We start from the raw sequence: 17,981 nt of genomic DNA on the forward strand, positions 1-17,981 counted from the left end.
AATCGCACCAAAATAGGCCATAATTCCCATTGTGTGGTTCCGGTTTCCCGCCGGAAACCCGCACGGAACCCCAACCCGACCCCGGCGTCCGGCCCGCCATCGGCGCATCCCCGCGACCTAAGGGCAGCCGGTGGACATGGCCCCCATATTGCTTCGCAAGCCGCAATGAACCACGAAGACACCCCCAACCTGCACCATCGCATCCTCGACCATCTCACCGACGCCGTCTTGCTGTTCGACCCGGAATACCGGCTGGTCTACATCAACATGGCGGGCGAGATGCTGTTCGCCGTGAGCGCCCGCCAAGTGTTGGGCGTCCGGGCCGAGGAAATCTTTTTCCTGTACGACAAGGACATCGAAAAAGACTTGCAGCGCACCTTGGAACACGCCGAGACCCTGACCAAGCGCAACCTCGCGCTGGAACTGCCCAGCCAACCCATCACGGTGAACCTGACCCTCACCCCGATGATGGAACAGGACCGGCGGGTGGCCGCCCTGGTGCAGATCGAGCAGGTGGATAGGCACCTCCGCATCTCGATGGAAGAGCAATTGCTGGCCCAGCAAAACGCCGCCCGGATGCTGCTCAGGGGCTTGGCCCACGAGATCAAGAACCCGCTGGGGGGACTCCGCGGCGCGGCCCAACTGCTGGACCGGGAACTGCCCGACGCGGAACTGCGCGAATACACCAAGATCATCATGGAGGAATCCGACCGCCTGCAATCGCTGGTGGACCGGATGCTGGCCCCCAACAAACCGCCCCACAAAGCCCCGCTCAACATCCACCGCGTGCTGGAACGGGTCCGGCAATTGGTGCAGGTCGAAGCCCCGCCCGGCGTGGTGATCGAACGCGATTACGACCCCAGCCTGCCCACGGTCAACGGCGACAGCGACCAACTGATCCAGGCCATCCTCAACGTGGTCCGCAACGCCGCCCAGGCCGTGGGCCAGCAAGGCCGCATCCTGATCCGCACCCGCATCCACCGCCAAGTGACCATCGGCCACCGCAAAAGCCGCCACGCGCTCAAGGTCGAAGTCATCGACGACGGCCCCGGCATCAAGCCGGAACTGCTGGGCCAGATTTTCTACCCCATGGTCACGGGCCGGGCCGATGGCACCGGACTCGGGCTGTCCATCGCCCAATCGCTCATCAACCAGCATGGCGGCTTGGTGGAATGTTCGAGCGCGCCGGGGCACACGGTGTTTTCCATTTTTTTGCCGCTGGAGAAAGAACATGAATAGCGCGGCCCAAGTCTGGGTGGTCGATGACGACCGTTCGATCCGCTGGGTGTTGGAGAAAGCCCTGCAAAAAGCCTCGATCCAAACCCGCTGCTTCGCGCACGCGGGCGGTTTGCTCGACGCCCTGGCCCAGGGCAAGCCGGACGCCATCCTCACCGATATCCGGATGCCCGGCATCGACGGCCTGGAACTCTTGAAGCAATTGCAGGGCAAATACCCCGACCTCCCGGTCATCATCATGACCGCGCACTCCGACCTGGAAAGCGCGGTGTCGGCCTTCCACGGCGGGGCGTTCGAGTATTTGCCCAAGCCGTTCGACGTGGACGACGCGGTGGACTTGGTACGCCGCGCCTGCGCCCAGAGCCAGCGCCAGAAACCCGAACCCAGCCCCGCCCCCGCCCCGGAGAAAACCCCCGAGATCATCGGCGAAGCCCCGGCCATGCAGGAGGTGTTCCGCGCCATCGCCCGCCTGGCCCGCTCGCATATCACGGTGCTGATCAACGGCGAATCCGGCACCGGCAAGGAATTGGTGGCCCGCGCCCTGCACCGCCACAGCCCCCGCGCCGACAAGCCCTTCATCGCACTCAACATGGCGGCGATCCCCCGCGACCTGCTGGAGTCGGAATTGTTCGGCCACGAGCGCGGCGCCTTCACCGGGGCGCAGGCCCGCCGCGCCGGGCGTTTCGAGCAGGCCGACGGCGGCACGCTGTTCCTGGACGAAATCGGCGACATGCCCGCCGATTTGCAAACCCGCTTGCTGCGGGTGCTGGCCGATGGCGAATTCTTCCCGGTGGGTGCCCATACCCCGGTCAAGGTCGATGTCCGCATCATCGCCGCCACCCATCAGCATCTCGACAACCTGGTGGCGGAAGGCCGCTTCCGCGAAGACCTGTTCCACCGCCTCAATGTCATCCGCGTGCATCTGCCGCCCCTGCGCGAGCGCCGCCAGGATATTCCGCTGTTGCTCAAGCATTTCTTGCAGGAGGCCAGCCAGGAACTCAAGGTGGAAACCAAGAGCCTGTTGCCCGAGGTGGAAGCCTATCTGTGCCGCTTGGATTGGCCGGGCAATGTCCGCCAATTGGAAAACACCTGCCGCTGGATCACGGTGATGGCGGCGGGCAAGGAGGCGCATCTGGACGATTTGCCGCCCGAGTTGCTGCAAGTGAAAACGGCGGACGCCGCGGCCCCGATGGCGGATGGCTGGGAGGATTCGTTCCGGCAATGGGTGGACCAGCGCTTGAAGCGCGGCGAGCGCAATGTCGCCAAGGACGCCATCGAATCGGCGGAAGGCATCCTCATCACCACGGCGCTGCAAGTGACCCGCGGCCGCCGCCAGGAAGCCGCCAAGCTCCTGGGCTATGGCCGCAACACCCTGACCCGCAAGATCACCGAGTTGAACCTGGATGTTTGAAACCGTCTCCAGCCCGGTGCGGAACGACGCCGCGCCGGGTCCGCACCCATTCAAACCCATGCGCCTTTGCGAGGATACGCCGATGAACAGCGTGCTGAAGCTTTGCCAAGGATTGCCGGAACAGCGGTTCGCGCCCGCCGAGGTCTTGCTGGCGGAAGGCGGGACGGATGGGAAGCTATATGTCCTGATCGAAGGCGAGGTGGAGATTTCCAAGGAAGACACCCCCCTCCACACCCAGGACGATCCCGGCGCGATCTTCGGGGAAGTGTCGGTCCTGTTGCACCTGCCGCACACCGCGACCGTGACCGCCACCCGGCCCTGCCGCGCCTACCGGATCGACGACGGCACGGCCTTCCTGCGCGACCATCCCGATTTCGCCTTCCACCTCTCGACCCTGCTGGCCCGGCGGCTCCACAGCATCACCGGCTATCTGGTGGACCTGAAACGGCAGTTCGCCGACCACGCGGACCATTTCGGCCTGGTGGACGAGGTGCTGGACAACCTCCTCTACCAACAACCTTGGCCCGTCCCCCCCGACCCCGAACGCTATCCGCAATAGCGCTTGTCCAGCCAAGCCGGCGCTTCCCGCACCGGCCTGGGCCGGAGCGGGGCCATGGCATCCAGCGCGATTTCCTCCACCACCTCGCACGAGGCCCACAAGGCCCGCCGCGCCTGGGTGTCGAGGATGATATGGGCCGGCACCGGCCCGAGCTGCCGCCCCGGATTGAACACCCAGGTTCCACCGATCCGGTCCACCCAGGAGCCGCCTTGCTGGAACGGCGATTGGTGGACATGGCCGACCAGCACCATGCTGGGCGCGAACCGGGCGATCCATTCCACCAACTGCGCGTCCCCGCCATAGCGCCGCCCGCTCCAACTGGTGGGCGAAGCGTCCGGCGGCGCGTGGTAGATCCAAATCCATTGCGCCTTGGTTTTCCGGCTATCCCGCTCGATCTGTTCCCCCACCCTGGCGCAACGCTTCGGCCCGTCCCACCACGGGCAGATGGTGAACAGGATATCCTCGAGTTCCAGGCTGTCCTCGTCGGTGGGGATGCCGAATTGCCGGGTCATCAGTATCCAGCGGGCATATTTCTCGTCGTGGAAATCGCGGGCATCCAGGTCGTGGTTGCCCGAGCAAACCACGACACGGGTCTTGGCGCACATCCGCTTGAGGTAGGACAGGATGACGGTGATCTGGACCTGTAGGTCCACCGCCGAGGCGATGTCCAAATGATCGCCCGCGATGACGACCACATCGTAGGCGGAGGCTTGCTGCAATACCCAATCGAATTGCTTCAAGGTGTAATGCAAGTCGGAAACCAGCAGGCATTTCATACGCTTATTCCATAGCGGGGCGTTATTTTTCGGGCCGGCCGGGCGGGTATTGTTTTGGCGGACCGCTACGGTTCGGGCTGGAAAGCGGTTGCGTCCATTCATCCATGGGATGGGACGGTGCCGTGCCGGGGCGGGAAAGCATATAGACAAATGCTATCGACTCCAAGCTTTCCGCGCGGCCATTGCGGGACCGCGAGCGATGGAGCGGCATCCTCGAACAACCCACGTCCACCTCCTTCCGCCGCGAACCACTTGAAATATTAAGGTTTAGACGCGGACCGCCGGGTGTTTCCACCGTCCCGGCGCTCGCCACGGCCACCGCCCAGGGCTGCGCTCCCCCACCACTTCCCCGAACATGTCCTAAGCTTCCCATGAGTTTCGATATAACCCCTTGAACCACAGGCGGCGGGCCTCCCTCTCCCGTGCCCGCCCGCCCTGGTTCACCCCGGAATCTGGGCCAACCTTCAACCAGGAGTCCCCCGATGCTCGACAACATGAAAATCCGCTCGAAACTGGCGATGGGTTTCGGCGCGCTCCTGCTCTTCGGAGCCTTGATCGCCACGGCGGGGATATGGCGCTTGCTGGAACTGCAAGCCGATTTCCAAGCCTTGTCCGGGCCGATCCTGGCCCGCGAACGGCTGGCCCACCAAGGCTTGGGCCAACTGGGCAACGGGGTGCATTACTTCAAAAACGCCATCCTGCGGGGCAAGGACTATCCGGCGAGATTCGAGGCGGCGATGGCCGGCATCGAGCAAGCGGCCCACGATTACCGGCTGGGCACCGAACCCGGCCCGGAAGAACTCGCCTTGCTCGAAGCCGTCGGCCAAGGCCTCAAGCAATACCGGAACGCCATGGCCACCGTGGTGGAAATGCTCGCCAAGAACGCGGCCCCGGCCCAAATCGACAACAGCGTCGCGGGCGCCGACAAACCCCTGGCGGCGGCGCTGGAAAAACTCGTGGCCATCAATATCGAGCGCGGCACCCACAGCCAACGGCAATTCAACCAACAACTCGGCACCGGCATCGAACTCTTGCTGGGCATCATGGCGCTGATGATCGCGCTGGGCTTATTCATGGCGAAAACCATCATCGCCAATATCACCCGGCCCTTGGCGCGGGCGGTCGAGCTTGCCCAAGGCATGGCCGCCGGGAAGATCGGGCAAGCCCCGTCCCATTCCCCCGGCCGGGACGAAACCGCCGAACTGCTCGCGGCCATGACGAGCATGGCCGATACCCTCAAAAGCTTTGCCGCCGCCCAGTTCGACAACGTCAAGAAGCACGCCGCCGGGGAGTTGGACGACCAGATCGACGCCGGGCGGTTTCCGGGCCTCTATGGGCAAATGGCCCGTTCGATCAACGACCTGGTGCAATCGCATATCGCGGTGAAAAAGCGGGTGGTCGAGGTGGTGAAGTGCTATGCCCAAGGCGACCTGAGCGTGGACATGGACCGCCTGCCCGGCCAAAAACGCGAAATCACCGACGCCATCGACGGTGTGAAAGCCAGCCTGCAAGCGATCAACCGCGAAATAAAAACCCTGGCGCGCTCGGCGGTGAACGGCGATTTCACGGTGCGGGGGCGGGCCGACCAATACCGCCACGAATTCCGCGAGATGGTGGAAGGGCTGAACGCGCTGATGGAGGTCAGCGACCGGGGCCTGGCCGAGGTTTCGCGGGTTCTGGGCGCCTTGGCGGAAGGCGACCTGACCCAGCGCATCGACGGCGATTACCGGGGCACTTTCGGCCAATTGCGGGACGCTTCCAACGCCACGGTGGCGCGGCTCAGGGAAATGGTGGAGCGCATCCAGGAAGCCAGCCAGTCCGTCAACAACGCCGCCCAGGAAATCGCCGCCGGGAACGCCGACCTATCGCGCCGCACCGAGGAACAAGCCAGCAGCCTGGACGAAATCTCCAGCGCGATGGAGCGGCTCAACGCCACCGTGACCGCCAACGCCAGCGGCGCCGGCCAGGCCAACGTCCTGGTCCAGCACGCCAACGGGGCGGTCGAACAAGGCGGCGACGCGGTGGGACGCCTGGTCGCGGCCATGGGCGAAATCCAGGAACGCTCGCGCAAGATCGCGGAGATTACCGGGGTCATCGACGGCATCGCTTTCCAGACCAATATCCTGGCCCTGAACGCCACGGTCGAAGCGGCGCGGGCGGGCGAACAAGGCCGCGGCTTCGCCGTGGTCGCCAACGAAGTGCGGAGCCTGGCCCAGCGCAGCGCCACCGCCGCCAAGGAAATCAAGGGCTTGATCGCCTCCTCGGCGGAAAAGGTGGAAACCGGCGTGGCGCAGGCCACCCAGGCCGGCGGGGCCATGGAAGAAGTGGTGGGCGGTTTTGGCCGGGTGACGGCGTTGATGGAGGAAATCTCCACCGCCAGCCAGGACCAAGCCCACGGCATCGGGCAGATCGCCCAGGCCATAGACCAGATGGATAAAATGACCCAACACAACGCCGCCCTGGTGGAAGAAGCCGCCGCCGCCGCGGAATCCCTGGGAGAGCAGGCCCAGGGACTGGTCGAGGCGATGAGCGCCTTCAAGCTGGCCTAGGGGGGCGGCATGGGAGGCTTGAGGCTTGAGGCTTGACGCCCACGGCCTCCAGTCCCGTTCCATGTCCCCTGCAAGCGCTGTCGCCCAAACCTATCGAAATCCTCCCTCCGCGGTAAAATCGCCCCCTTCGCCCCGTCCACCCCGCCGCAGCGCGGGCCGGACCGCCGGGCGGCCCAACACCACCCCCCGCAAGGATCCTCAAAAATAAACAACCCTCAGGGTGCGATAACATGGCTAAAAATCTAGGTTTGATCGATACCGCCAACAACGACCTGCCGGGCCTCGCCAGCGGCCTTGGCATATTAGCCGGAACCTATATCGGTACCGGGATACTGGAAAGCATCCCCAACAGCGCGTCCAGCGACGTGATCGATTATTACAGCTTCCAATTCAACGGCACCGCCCCCATCAATAGCTATATCGAGTTGAATTCGCCCGATGTGGTGAATATCAAGGCCCATTACGCCATGACCCTATACCGCTACGACGCGCAAAGCGATAAGTATGTGGAAGTGGCCGACAATTACCAGCTCCCGAACTCCCCCTATACCTATCGCATCGACCTGGCCGGCCTGGCGGCGGGTAAATATGTGGTCGGCGTCACCGGGGCCAAATGGTCGTTCGCCAGCTCGGCCACGGGACTCTACGAACTCAGGGTTTCGGTGCCCTCGCCCACCCAACCCGGCACCGTCATCAACGGCAACGACTCGGCCAATTCGCTGCTCGGCACCAACGATGAAAATACCATCAACGCCAAAGGCGGCAACGACACCATCAATGGCGGTGCCGGCGACGATACGATCTATGGCGGGAACGGCAACGATAACCTCACCGGCGGCTTGAACAGCGACGTCCTCGACGGTGGCAGCGGACTCGACAAGGTGATCGAATCCGGCAATCTGGCGAAATTCATACTCGGCAATAACAGCCTGGTGGGGAACGGCGTCGATGTCCTGCTGAATATCGAACAGGCGGTATTGACCGGCGGCGATACCTGGAACCTGCTGGATGCCTCGGCCTTCACCCTGGGCTCCGTCACCCTGGTCGGCGGCGGCAGCGACGATACCTTGCTGGGCGGGGCGGGCGCGGATAGCCTGCAAGGCGACGATGGTTTCGATATCCTCAACGGCGGCGCGGGCGCGGACAAGCTGGTGGGCGGGACCGGAGGCGATCTTTATATCGTCGACAATACCGGGGATATCGTGGTCGAAACCAGCACCTTCGGCTATGACCAAGTCGAATCTTCGGTTTCCTATACCTTGGGGAAAACCCTGGAGGCGTTGAAACTCACGGGTAGTGCCGCCATCAATGGCGCCGGCAACAGCCAGGATAACTATCTCACGGGCAATAGCGCCGCCAATAGCCTCTCCGGCCTGGATGGGGACGATGTTCTGGACGGGGGCCAGGGTATAGACACCTTGGTCGGCGGGAACGGCGACGATACCTATTACGTGGACACTCCCGGCGATATCGTGGTGGAGGAGGCTTCCGCCGGTCTCGATGTGGTCAATTCCTCCGCCAAAACCTACACCTTGGGCGATAACATAGAACAATTGGCCATTATCGGCAATGGTTTGGACGGTACCGGGAACTCGCTGAAAAACACCCTATCCGGCAATGGCCTGGGCAATAAATTATATGGTGGCCGTGGCGAAGATATCTTATATGGCTCCTACGGCGACGATACGCTGAAGGGCGGTATCAGCGACGATTTCCTATACGGCGGCGGAGACAATGACATACTGATGGGGGAGACCGCCAAGGATTATCTGGACGGGCAAGGCGGCAACGATAAGCTGAATGGCGGACCGGGCCAGGATTCCTATAGCGATTGGTCCGGGGCCAATACCTATATCTTCCAGTTCAAGGAATCCTTGCTCAGCGCGCCCGATATTATCGATGGGTTTTCGGTGGGCGAGGATAAAATCGACCTGCTTTCCGTAAGCGGGGGCGCTTTGGCCAAGCCGGTCGCCTTCACCCGTGCGGCGGATCAAGATTTCAGCCCGTCGCTGGCGTCCATCAACCAAGTCTTCGCGGATGCCAATGGCAAGCTGGCGGGCAACCAACCCCTGGGCCTCAATAGCGCCGCCGTCGTCGACATCGGCGGGTATTACAACGCCTATGTGGTCGTCAACGACAATACCCCCGGTTTCCAAGCCGATACCGACCTGGTGTTCAAGATGGCGACTTTCGGGGATTTGCCGCCCGTCGGCGTGGTGGGGGTCGATCTGTTCTTCGCCTGAACCACGTTTGGCAACGCAAAGCGCGGTCGGCCCCCCCGCCGCGCTTCGCCTCCCACCCTTCCCGAACCATTCCCCACAGAAAACAACCGCTTGCCCCATGAAAGGGCCGCCCCTTGGCGCGGCCTCGGGGAGCGGGCCGAAACAATCAGCGCCAAACCGGACAGCAGCATCCCCCCAATCGAAATAGTCCCGGTGTTCTAATAAGCCTTGCCATGAGGCTTTATTTCATATCGCGAGGCTACCATGACCGAATCCAGCAAAGACCTAGGGATCGCCACCGCCCTGCTGACCCGCTTCACCACCCAGCGCCTGCCCAAAGCCCTGGCGCTCAAGGACAAGGTCGATCAAGGCGGCAAACTCGACGAATGGGATATCGCCTTCCTGCGCGAGGTGTTCGCCGACGCCGAGCAGATCATGCCCATGGTGGACCGGCATCCCGAATACCAAGCGCTCTGCGCCCAGGCGGTCTCGCTCTACCACACCATCACCGAGCGGGCCTTGGCGAACGAACAAACACCGGGCTAAACCACCCCACTCACGAGGATTCAGGCTATGGGCAATCTCTTGGAACAATTGCGCGGCATGACCGTCGTGGTCGCCGATACCGGCGACCTGGAAGCCATCCGCAACTTCACCCCCCGCGACGCCACCACCAACCCTTCCCTGATCGCCGCCGCCGCGCAGATGCCGGAATACCGCGCGGTGGTGGACGACACCTTGCTGAAGGCCAGGGAGGCCCTGGGACCGGACGCCGAACGCGCCCAGGTCGTGGCCCTGGCCTTCGACCGGCTGGCCATCGCCTTCGGCCTGCGTATCCTGGACATCGTGCCGGGCCGGGTTTCGACCGAGGTGGACGCCCGCTTGTCCTACGACACCGCCGCCACGGTGGCGAAAGCCCGCGACCTGATGGCCCAGTACGCGGCGGCGGGCATCGACCGCTCGCGGGTGCTCATCAAGATCGCCGCGACCTGGGAAGGCATCCGCGCCGCCGAGCAATTGGAGCGCGAAGGCATCCATTGCAACCTCACCCTGATGTTCGGCCTGCACCAGGCCATCGCCTGCGCCGAGGCGGGCGTCACCTTGATCTCGCCCTTCGTGGGCCGCATCCTCGATTGGTATAGGAAGGAAACCGGCCAGGACTACGCCCCCGCCGACGACCCCGGCGTGGTGTCGGTGACGCGCATCTACAACTATTACAAAAAATTCGGCTACAAGACCGAAGTCATGGGCGCGAGCTTCCGCAACCTGGGCGAAATCGTCGAACTGGCCGGCTGCGATCTCCTGACCATTTCCCCGGCCCTGCTCAAGCAACTGGAAACCGGCGACGGACCCTTGCCGCGCAAGCTCGACCCCAGCGCCGCCGCCGACCTGGATATCGCCCCCATCCCCATGGACCTGGCCACGTTCGAGCGGATGCACGCCGCCGACCGCATGGCCAGCGACAAGCTCAGCGAGGGCATCCGGGGCTTCACCAAGGCGCTGGAAAGCACCGAGGCCTTGTTATCGGCGCGGCTGGCCCAGATCGAGGACGGCGCGGCCCTGGGCAAGGTGGTGTCGGAAGGGATGTTCGGACTCTACGACCACGACGGCGACGGCTATGTGACCCGCGAGGAATGGCTGGGCACCGATGCCGTGTTCGACGCCATGGACGCCGACCACGACGGCAGGATCAGCCTGGCGGAAATGGGCGTGGCCCTGGGAGCCATCGTGCATTGGGCGGCGGCGCGGGCCGCTTGAATCCCGGCGGCAACGGAAGCCTGGGGGGCCGGGCTTCCACTCCAGCGGATACGGGCGGGAATCCCAGCGTCCACCAAGAGGGAACTGGACGGATGCGCGGCTTTCCCGCACAATAACTTCGGTTTTAAGGCATACCGGTATCATCAATTCACCTTATCCCGGCCCGATAAGGTCCATCCCAAACGCGGCAACCGGCTTCCCGGCCCGGCGACCCAGCCTCCCCGTCCCATCCTCCACCCAAAACAGACCTTGAACAACCAAACCACCGAGTTCAACGACCTCCCGCGTGCGCCCATGGCGGCTCCGGCCCATGGCCCGGAGCGGGAGGCCGGACGGCGCGCCTTGTCGCGCCTCCTGGAACTACAGGGCGGCAACGGCGATTGGGAAGGCGAAATGGTCTGGTGCACCATGATCCTGGCCCAGACCGTCATCGTCCGCGCCGTGGCGGGCCGTCCCTATTCCGAGGACGAACGCGCCCGCATCGTCCGCCATTTCGCCCATTACCAGGACGCCGAGGGCGCTTGGGGGATGCATCCCGAATCGCCGGGGTATGTCTTCTTCACCGCCCTGGCCTATGTGGCGCTGCGTATCCTGGGGCTCTCCGCCGACGATCCCATGCTGGTCCGCGCCCGGACTTGGCTGCACGCCCAGCCCGGCGGGGTGAAGGGGATTCCGACCTGGGGGAAATTCTGGCTGGCGCTGCTCGGCCTCTACGACTACGCGGGGCTCAACTCGGTCCCGCCGGAGTTGTTCATCCTGCCGCAATGGCTGCCGTTCCATCCCCGCCGCTTCTATTGCCATACCCGTTTGATCTACCTGGGGATCGCCTATCTGTTCGGGGTGCGCTTCGTCGCGCCCTTGCCGGATGGGCTGCGGGAGCAACTCCGGGCCGAACTCTATACGGAACCCTACGCCAGCATCGATTTCGCCCAGTTGCGCCATAGCCTCGCGCCGGGCGATGTCCATGTGCCCATCAGCCCCTTGCTGCGGACGATCTACGACGGGCTGGCCCTCTACGAGCGCTGGCATCTCAAAGCCTTACGGCGCAAGGCGCTGGCGGCCTGCTTCGAGCGCATCCTGTACGAGCAGCGCACCACCCGCTACCAAGGCATCTCCCCAGTCAACGGCCTGTTGAATTGCCTCGCCATTTTCGCCCATGATCCGCAACATCACGAATTGCAAGCCAGCCTAGCCGGGGCCGAAGCTTGGCGTTGGGAAGACGAGGTGGAAGGCATCCGCTATGTCGGGGCGCGTTCCAACACCTGGGATACCGCCTTCGTGGTGCAGGCGTTCATGGAAGCGCCCGGCACGGTGCCCGGATCGGTGGACGCCATGGACCGGGCGGTCGGCTTCTTCAAGCAGGCCCAGATGACCGAGGAATTGCCCGATGACCGGAACTATTGGCGGGATACGGCGGTGGGGGGCTGGTGCTTCTCCGATGGCCAGCACCGCTGGCCGGTCAGCGATTGCACCGCCGAGGCCGTGAGCGCCCTGTTGGCCTTGCGCGAACGCCCCGAATATCGGGACGTCCAGCCCTTCGCGCCGGAACGGCTGGGGCAGGCCGTGGCCTTCATCCTGTCGCGCCAGAACGCCGACGGCGGTTTCGGCACCTATGAACGCCGCCGCGCCGGGAAATTGCTGGAAGCGATCAATCCCTCCGAGATGTTCGGCCAGTGCATGACCGAGTTGTCCTATATCGAATGCACCGCCTCGTCGCTGGCGGCTTTGGCCGATTACCGCAAGCACCACCCCGACCCGACCGGAACCATCGACCGGGCCATCGCCCGCGCGGTCGCCCTGCTCCGGTCCGCCCAATTGCCCGACGGCGCCTATGCCGGGTTCTGGGGCATCAATTACACCTACGCGATTTTCCATGTCGCCAAGGGCTTGCGGGCAGCGGACATCCCGGCCGGCGACCCCGCCCTGCAAGCCGCCGCCCTTTGGCTGGTCGGCAAGCAACGCGCCGACGGCGGTTGGGGCGAGCATTATTCCAGTTGCCTCGAAGGCCGCTATATCGAGCATTCCCATAGCCAGGTGGTGATGACCAGTTGGGCGCTGCTGGCCTTGCTGGATATCCTGCCACCGGACCATCCCGCGATTGCCCAGGGCGTCGCCTGGCTCGTCGGCCAGCAACAAGCCGACGGCGATTGGCCGCGCCAAGGCGTGAACGGGGTGTTCTTCGGCGCGGCCATGCTCGATTACCGGCTTTACCACACGTACTTCCCGGCCTGGGCCCTGGCCCGCCATGCCCGGCTCCACGGGACGCGCTAACTCACCGGACTTTGTTCGTGGTCAAGGCGGACACGGTGCGTCGCTAAGAAAATATCCGCCCCGGACGCCACCGGGCTGGCCTCGGGCAACGCTTTTCACGGGCCGCCGGCTGGGCGGCCTTCGACCTCATTGTTTCATTGAATATCGGGATCGAATATGCAAGAAAAAGAAATGGTAGCGCGGCAGGACGTGGATGTTCTGATCGCGGGCGGAGGCATCGCCGGTTCGGCGGCGGCGGCGGCGCTCGCGCCCTTGGGGCTGAAGGTCTTGATCGTCGAGCCGGGTTCCGCCCATGGCCGGCGGCTGGCCGGGGAGTTGATCCATCCGCCGGGCATCAACGGCCTGCGCGAATTGGGCCTCCTCGATGGGGAACTGGATTTGGGAGCGCCGGTGCGGGGTTTCGCGGTGTTCCCGTTCGCGGGCGAAGAGCCCGTCACCGACGCCTGCGAATCCACCGTGCTGCTGCCCTACGACGAATCCCACGGCGTCGGCGGTACCCACGGCCAAGCCATCGAACACCGCCTGCTCAAGGACCACCTATTGGACACGGTGCAGGGCTTCCCCGGCGTCACGGTCTGGTCCGGGGCGCGGGTCACGGAGATGGAAGAAGCCGCTCCGGGCCGCTATACCGCCCTGGTCCGCACCGAAGAGGGCGAGGTCCGGGTCGATGCCAAGCTGATGATCGGGGCCGACGGCCCGATGTCCCAGGTCCGCAAGATGATCGGCATCACCCATGTCACCCAGCGCTATTCCGGCATGATGGGGGTCGAGGTCGATGATATCCATCTGCCGCACAAGGGCTTCGGCAATATCTTCTTGAATCCGGCGGGCGTGTCCTACGCCTATGGCATCGGCGGGGGCCGGGCCAGGGTGATGTTCGAAATCCTCAAGGGGGCCGACGCCAAGGACTCGATCCAGACCCACCTGAACGCCTTCCCGCCCAGTTTCCGGCGCGACGTGGAGGCGGAACTGGCCGAGGGCAAACCCCTGGCCGCCGCCAATTACTGCATCATCCCGGCCCAGAGCGTGAAGCACAACATCGCCCTGGTCGGCGACGCCCGCGGTTGCTGCCATCCCCTGACCGCCTCCGGCATCACTGCCGCCGTCAAGGACGCCCTGGTGCTGCGCGACGCCCTGCGCGCGGCCAAGCTGGATGTGCCCGCCGCCCTGCGCCAATACTCCCGCGTCTGCGCGAGGCTGCAACTCACCCGCCGCACCCTGGCGGAGGAACTGCGCGAGGCCTTCCTGGCCGAAACGCCGGAAGCCTTGTTGTTAAGCCAGTGCATCTTTTCCTACTGGCGGTCCAGCCCCAAGGGCCGGGTGCGTTCGATGGCGCTCCTGTCCTCGCTGGACAGCAGTATCTTCTCGCTGGCTTACCAATATGGCCTGGTCGCGCTGCAAGCCTTCCGCCTGTTGCCGGAATGGGTGCGGAACCAAACCCTCGGCGCTTGGCACCGGGGCGTGTTGCTGTTCCTGTACAAGAGCTTCAAGTTCCAGGAGGCGGCGCTGCGGCAGAGGTGGCGGGAATTGGGCGCTTACGCCGAATGACCGGGCGAGCCCGATGGCATGGAAAAGGCCGCGTGAGCGGCCTTTTTTTGTGGGGGAAGGTGGGGAACCGGGTCGTCTCAACGCATTTGCCGCCAACGGTAATGCACCTGCCCGTCGTCGCACTGGTAGCCGGCCCGGTTGCTGCCGTCGGTCGCGGCCACGGGGATGCAATGATGGGCGTCGCGGAAGCTGGCCCACTCCTCCTCCCCGTTCTTATTGCCCATCAACAACAGGGCTTCGGCCACGACGGCGAAAGCGACACCGGCGAACATGAGATGGCTGGTCTTCATAAATCCTCCTCGGGTGGCTGGTTGTGGTTATGCGGGCCGGCTTGGGATGGGTGGTTGATGGCACCGGAACCGGCCAGGGCGGCGCTGGGTATGCGGGCGGGTGGGAAATCCGCCCATCGCCCCGCCCGATGAGACCGGCGGATGGGCGGGCGGGTTCCTGAGTTGAATGCTTGGTTTTCCGCGGACGGCCCCCAAAACAAAAGGGCGGCCCCGGTTCCCCAGGCCCGCCCTTCCCAAAACGGCTTAATCCCTTAAAACCCGCCGCTTACTTCCCCTGCAACAGCGAATTCAGCCGCTTCACGAACGCCGCCGGATCGTCCAACTGCGCCCCTTCGCTCAACACGGCCTGGTCGTACAGGACGTGGGCCAAATCCCCGAACTTAAGATCGTCCGGCTCGAACTTCAGCCGCACCACCAGCGGGTGGTCGGGGTTGATCTCGAAAATCGGCTTAGCGGCAGGCACGCCCTGCCCCACCGATTTCATGATGCGCTCCATGGTCCGGCTCATGCCGTAGGTTTCGCTGACCAAGCAGGCCGGGGAATCGGTCAGGCGCGCCGACACCTTCACCTCGGCCACCTTGTCGCCCAGCACCTGCTTGATGCGCTCGATCAAGGGCTCCAGCTCCTTGCTGGCTTCCTCGACATGCTGCTTGTCGGACTCGTCGGCCAGGGTACCCAGGTCCAGATCGCCCTTCGCCACCGATTGCAGTGGCTTGCCTTCGTACTCGGTGAGATAGCCGACCAGCCAATCGTCCACCCGGTCGCTCAATAGCAGGACTTCCAGCCCCTTCTTGCGCAGGAGTTCAAGGTGCGGGCTGTTCTTGGCGGCGGTGTGGCTCTCGGCGGTGATGAAATAAATCTTGTCCTGGCCTTCCTTCATCCGCGAGATATAGTCGTCCAGCGACACCGTCTGCTCGGGGCTGTCGGTGTGGGTGGAGGCGAACCGCATCAGCTTGGCGATGCGCTCGCGGTTCTTGAAATCCTCGATCGGGCCTTCCTTGAACGCCTGCCCGAATTCCTTCCAGAAGGTGGCGTATTTCTCGGGTTCGTTCTTGGCGAGGTCTTCCAACAGGCCCAGCACCTTCTTCACCGCGCCGGAGCGGATTTTTTCCAGGAGCTTGTCTTCTTGCAGGATTTCGCGGGAGACGTTCAGCGGCAGGGAATCGGAATCGATCACGCCGCGCACGAAGCGCAGATAGCGCGGCATCAGCTTCTCCGAGCCCTCCATGATGAACACCTTGCGCACGTACAGCTTCACGCCGTGCTTGTTGTCGCGGTCCCACAGGTCGAACGGGGCGCGGGCCGGGAGGTAGAGCAGCAAGGTGTATTCGTTGTTGCCCTCGACCCGGCTGTGCAAACGCGCCAGCGGCTCCTGGAAATCGTGGGAAACGTGCTTGTAGAACTCGGTGTACTGCTCTTCGCTGATTTCGTCCTTGTTCTTCGCCCACAGGGCCGAGGCGCTGTTGACGGTTTCCCATTCGATGGTCTTTTCCGCTTCGCCTTCTTCCCCGCCATAGCTCTCCTTGAGCATCACGATGGGCAGGGAAATATGGTCGGAGAATTTGCGGATGATCGAACGCAGCTTCCAGCCATCCAGGAAATCGTCCTCGCCCTCGCGGAGGTGCAAGGTGATCTGGGTGCCGCGCTCGGGCTTGTCGATGGTTTCCAAGGTGAAATCGCCCTCGCCCGCCGATTCCCAGCGCACGCCGTGGGCGGCGGGTTCGCCGGCCTTGCGGGTTTCCAGCGTGACCTTGTCGGCGACGATGAAGGAGGAATAGAAGCCCACGCCGAACTGGCCGATGAGCTGGCTATCCTTGGCCTGGTCGCCGGTCAGCGCCTCGAAGAAACGGCGGGTGCCGGAACGGGCGATGGTGCCGATATTCTCGCGCACCTCGTCGCGGCTCATGCCGATGCCGTTATCGGTAATGGTGAGGGTCCGGGCACCCTTGTCGAACTCGACCCGGATTTTCAGCTCGGCATCGCCCTCGTACAGGGCGTCGTCGCCCAGCGCGGTGAAGCGCAGCTTGTCCGCCGCGTCCGAGCCGTTGGAAATCAGTTCGCGCAGGAAGATTTCCTTGTTGCTGTACAAGGAATGGATCATCAAATGCAGGATTTGCTTGACTTCGGCCTCGAAGCCCAAAGTAACCTTGGTGTCGGCGACTGCTGTCATAGTCTCGATAGTCCTCACGGGAAGTGGATGGGAGAAGGCAAGGCGGCGCTCCCCGCCGTCGGGGCATTCGGGACGCGAGCGCCGCCTTCATGGAAATTCCGCGTTTCCCATATTGGGCCGGACGCCCCGCTTTTCAAGTGTTCCACGGCGGCGGCAGATCCGCCACGGGACTTCGCAAAACCAGCCTGATGCTACCTTTAGAAGCATAGCCACCGGCCCCCGCGCGACCCAACCAAGCACAGTCGGCGGATTCCGCCGCGCCGCCCCTGGCCGGCATCCACGGCCCCACCCAGCGAAACCAAGTACCAGAATCCCCACAAGAGTACCCATCATGTTCGTCATCATCGGTTATGTCATCGTCATCGGCGCCGTCCTGGGCGGGTTCATCATGGCCGGGGGACACCTCGGGGTGCTGATGCAGATCAACGAGGTCATCATCATCTTCGGCGCGGCGGGCGGCGCGTTCGTGGTCTCCAACAGCCCCAAGGTGCTGAAGGCCACGGTGGGCGCGGTGATCGGCAGCCTCAAAGGTTCCAAGTACAACCAAGCCTTCTACCTGGAAACCCTGACCCTGCTCTACAAGGTCTTCCTCAAAATCCGCCAGAACGGCCTCCTGTCCATCGAGGGCGACGTGGAGAACCCCGGCCAGAGCGAGGTGTTCAAATCCGCGCCCCTGGTGCTGGCCGACCACCACGCGGTCGAGTTCATCACCGACTACCTTAGGCTGATGTCCAGCGGCAGCCTGGATGTCCACCAAATCGAGAACCTGATGGACCTCGACATCGAAACCCACCACGAGGAAGGCCACGTCCCCATCTCGGCCCTGCAAAAGCTGGCCGACGGCATGCCCGCCTTCGGCATCGTGGCGGCGGTGATGGGCGTGGTGCATACCATGGAATCGGTGGGCATCCCGCCCGCCGAACTCGGCAAATTGATCGCGGCGGCCCTGGTCGGCACCTTCCTCGGCATCCTGATCTCCTACGGCTTCATCGGTCCCCTGGCCAACCTGATGGAACAGCAATTGGGCGAATCCACCAAGTATTACATCAGCATCAAGGCCGGCTTGATCGCCTCCATGAGCGGCTACGCCCCGCCCACGGCGGTGGAGTTCGCCCGCAAAGTGATGTACTCCACCGAAAGGCCGGAATTCAGCGAGTTGGAATCCCACCTCAAGAGCAGCAAATAACCGCG

General features: G+C 63.8%; 13 protein-coding genes. 10 read left to right on the forward strand and 3 right to left on the reverse strand.

The window, feature by feature from the left end:
• Window positions 1–165 precede the first annotated feature (165 nt).
• From glnL to K5658_RS16580, 3 genes are read left to right on the forward strand one after another with little or no spacing between them, the layout of a single operon-like run.
• Window positions 166–1,239, forward strand: coding sequence for a nitrogen regulation protein NR(II) (gene glnL, locus K5658_RS16570; RefSeq protein WP_085215350.1), 1,074 nt, complete (start codon window positions 166–168; stop codon window positions 1,237–1,239).
• Window positions 1,232–2,647, forward strand: coding sequence for a nitrogen regulation protein NR(I) (ntrC, locus tag K5658_RS16575; RefSeq protein WP_221064203.1), 1,416 nt, complete (start codon window positions 1,232–1,234; stop codon window positions 2,645–2,647). The genes glnL and ntrC overlap by 8 nt, the downstream gene beginning before the upstream one ends.
• A complete protein-coding gene (locus K5658_RS16580; RefSeq protein ID WP_221064204.1) occupies window positions 2,640–3,206 on the forward strand; it encodes a cyclic nucleotide-binding domain-containing protein in 567 nt (188 codons plus the stop codon). Before ntrC ends, K5658_RS16580 begins: the two co-directional genes overlap by 8 nt.
• Here the strand turns inward: K5658_RS16580 and K5658_RS16585 are convergent.
• On the reverse strand, window positions 3,194–3,982 hold the full coding sequence (locus tag K5658_RS16585) for a metallophosphoesterase family protein (protein WP_221064205.1): 789 nt from the start codon (window positions 3,980–3,982) through the stop codon (window positions 3,194–3,196). The genes K5658_RS16580 and K5658_RS16585 overlap by 13 nt on opposite strands.
• Before the next feature lie 482 nt (window positions 3,983–4,464).
• Here K5658_RS16585 and K5658_RS16590 point away from each other — a divergent pair, with 482 nt between their 5' ends.
• The 6 genes from K5658_RS16590 to K5658_RS16615 all read left to right on the forward strand — a co-directional run bounded on the left by K5658_RS16590 (window position 4,465) and on the right by K5658_RS16615 (window position 14,330).
• Window positions 4,465–6,531 (forward strand): HAMP domain-containing methyl-accepting chemotaxis protein, encoded by a 2,067-nt coding sequence (locus tag K5658_RS16590; RefSeq protein ID WP_221064206.1) that lies wholly within the window; start codon window positions 4,465–4,467, stop codon window positions 6,529–6,531.
• A 230-nt stretch (window positions 6,532–6,761) separates the two neighbouring features.
• Window positions 6,762–8,774 (forward strand): calcium-binding protein, encoded by a 2,013-nt coding sequence (locus K5658_RS16595; protein ID WP_221064207.1) that lies wholly within the window; start codon window positions 6,762–6,764, stop codon window positions 8,772–8,774.
• A 243-nt stretch (window positions 8,775–9,017) separates the two neighbouring features.
• Complete coding sequence (locus K5658_RS16600; protein ID WP_221064208.1) at window positions 9,018–9,299, forward strand: hypothetical protein; 282 nt, start codon at window positions 9,018–9,020, stop codon at window positions 9,297–9,299.
• Between the two features lie 27 nt (window positions 9,300–9,326).
• Window positions 9,327–10,511, forward strand: coding sequence for a transaldolase (locus K5658_RS16605; protein ID WP_221064209.1), 1,185 nt, complete (start codon window positions 9,327–9,329; stop codon window positions 10,509–10,511).
• A gap of 249 nt (window positions 10,512–10,760) precedes the next feature.
• Window positions 10,761–12,782: a 2,3-oxidosqualene cyclase gene (locus K5658_RS16610; protein ID WP_246628472.1), complete on the forward strand. Its 2,022-nt coding sequence runs from the start codon at window positions 10,761–10,763 to the stop codon at window positions 12,780–12,782.
• A gap of 156 nt (window positions 12,783–12,938) precedes the next feature.
• Window positions 12,939–14,330, forward strand: a complete 1,392-nt coding sequence (locus K5658_RS16615; protein WP_281425901.1) for an FAD-dependent oxidoreductase — start codon at window positions 12,939–12,941, stop codon at window positions 14,328–14,330.
• Window positions 14,331–14,407: 77 nt separating this feature from the next.
• Here the strand turns inward: K5658_RS16615 and K5658_RS16620 are convergent, their stop codons facing one another.
• Both K5658_RS16620 and htpG read right to left on the reverse strand, forming a co-directional pair.
• Entirely contained in the window at window positions 14,408–14,620 is a 213-nt protein-coding gene (locus K5658_RS16620; RefSeq protein ID WP_221064210.1) for a hypothetical protein, read from the reverse strand.
• A 265-nt stretch (window positions 14,621–14,885) separates the two neighbouring features.
• Window positions 14,886–16,790, reverse strand: coding sequence for a molecular chaperone HtpG (gene htpG / locus K5658_RS16625; protein ID WP_221064211.1), 1,905 nt, complete (start codon window positions 16,788–16,790; stop codon window positions 14,886–14,888).
• Window positions 16,791–17,121: 331 nt separating this feature from the next.
• On the opposite strand from htpG, the gene motA reads away from it, so the two are divergent.
• Complete coding sequence (motA, locus tag K5658_RS16630; protein ID WP_085215360.1) at window positions 17,122–17,976, forward strand: flagellar motor stator protein MotA; 855 nt, start codon at window positions 17,122–17,124, stop codon at window positions 17,974–17,976.
• Window positions 17,977–17,981 lie beyond the last annotated feature (5 nt).

Origin of the sequence: Methylomagnum ishizawai (assembly GCF_019670005.1) — a bacterium.
In the GTDB taxonomy this organism is placed as follows: domain Bacteria; phylum Pseudomonadota; class Gammaproteobacteria; order Methylococcales; family Methylococcaceae; genus Methylomagnum; species Methylomagnum ishizawai.

Coding starts and splice junctions, on each gene's coding strand:
- K5658_RS16600 (WP_221064208.1), top strand. CDS start 9,018: ATGACCGAATCCAGCAAAGACCTAGGGATCGCCACCGCCCTGCTGACC.
- K5658_RS16615 (WP_281425901.1), top strand. CDS start 12,939: ATGCAAGAAAAAGAAATGGTAGCGCGGCAGGACGTGGATGTTCTGATC.
- K5658_RS16590 (WP_221064206.1), top strand. CDS start 4,465: ATGCTCGACAACATGAAAATCCGCTCGAAACTGGCGATGGGTTTCGGC.
- K5658_RS16605 (WP_221064209.1), top strand. CDS start 9,327: ATGGGCAATCTCTTGGAACAATTGCGCGGCATGACCGTCGTGGTCGCC.
- K5658_RS16585 (WP_221064205.1), bottom strand. CDS start 3,982: ATGAAATGCCTGCTGGTTTCCGACTTGCATTACACCTTGAAGCAATTC.
- ntrC (WP_221064203.1), top strand. CDS start 1,232: ATGAATAGCGCGGCCCAAGTCTGGGTGGTCGATGACGACCGTTCGATC.
- K5658_RS16620 (WP_221064210.1), bottom strand. CDS start 14,620: ATGAAGACCAGCCATCTCATGTTCGCCGGTGTCGCTTTCGCCGTCGTG.
- motA (WP_085215360.1), top strand. CDS start 17,122: ATGTTCGTCATCATCGGTTATGTCATCGTCATCGGCGCCGTCCTGGGC.
- htpG (WP_221064211.1), bottom strand. CDS start 16,790: ATGACAGCAGTCGCCGACACCAAGGTTACTTTGGGCTTCGAGGCCGAA.
- glnL (WP_085215350.1), top strand. CDS start 166: ATGAACCACGAAGACACCCCCAACCTGCACCATCGCATCCTCGACCAT.
- K5658_RS16595 (WP_221064207.1), top strand. CDS start 6,762: ATGGCTAAAAATCTAGGTTTGATCGATACCGCCAACAACGACCTGCCG.
- K5658_RS16580 (WP_221064204.1), top strand. CDS start 2,640: ATGTTTGAAACCGTCTCCAGCCCGGTGCGGAACGACGCCGCGCCGGGT.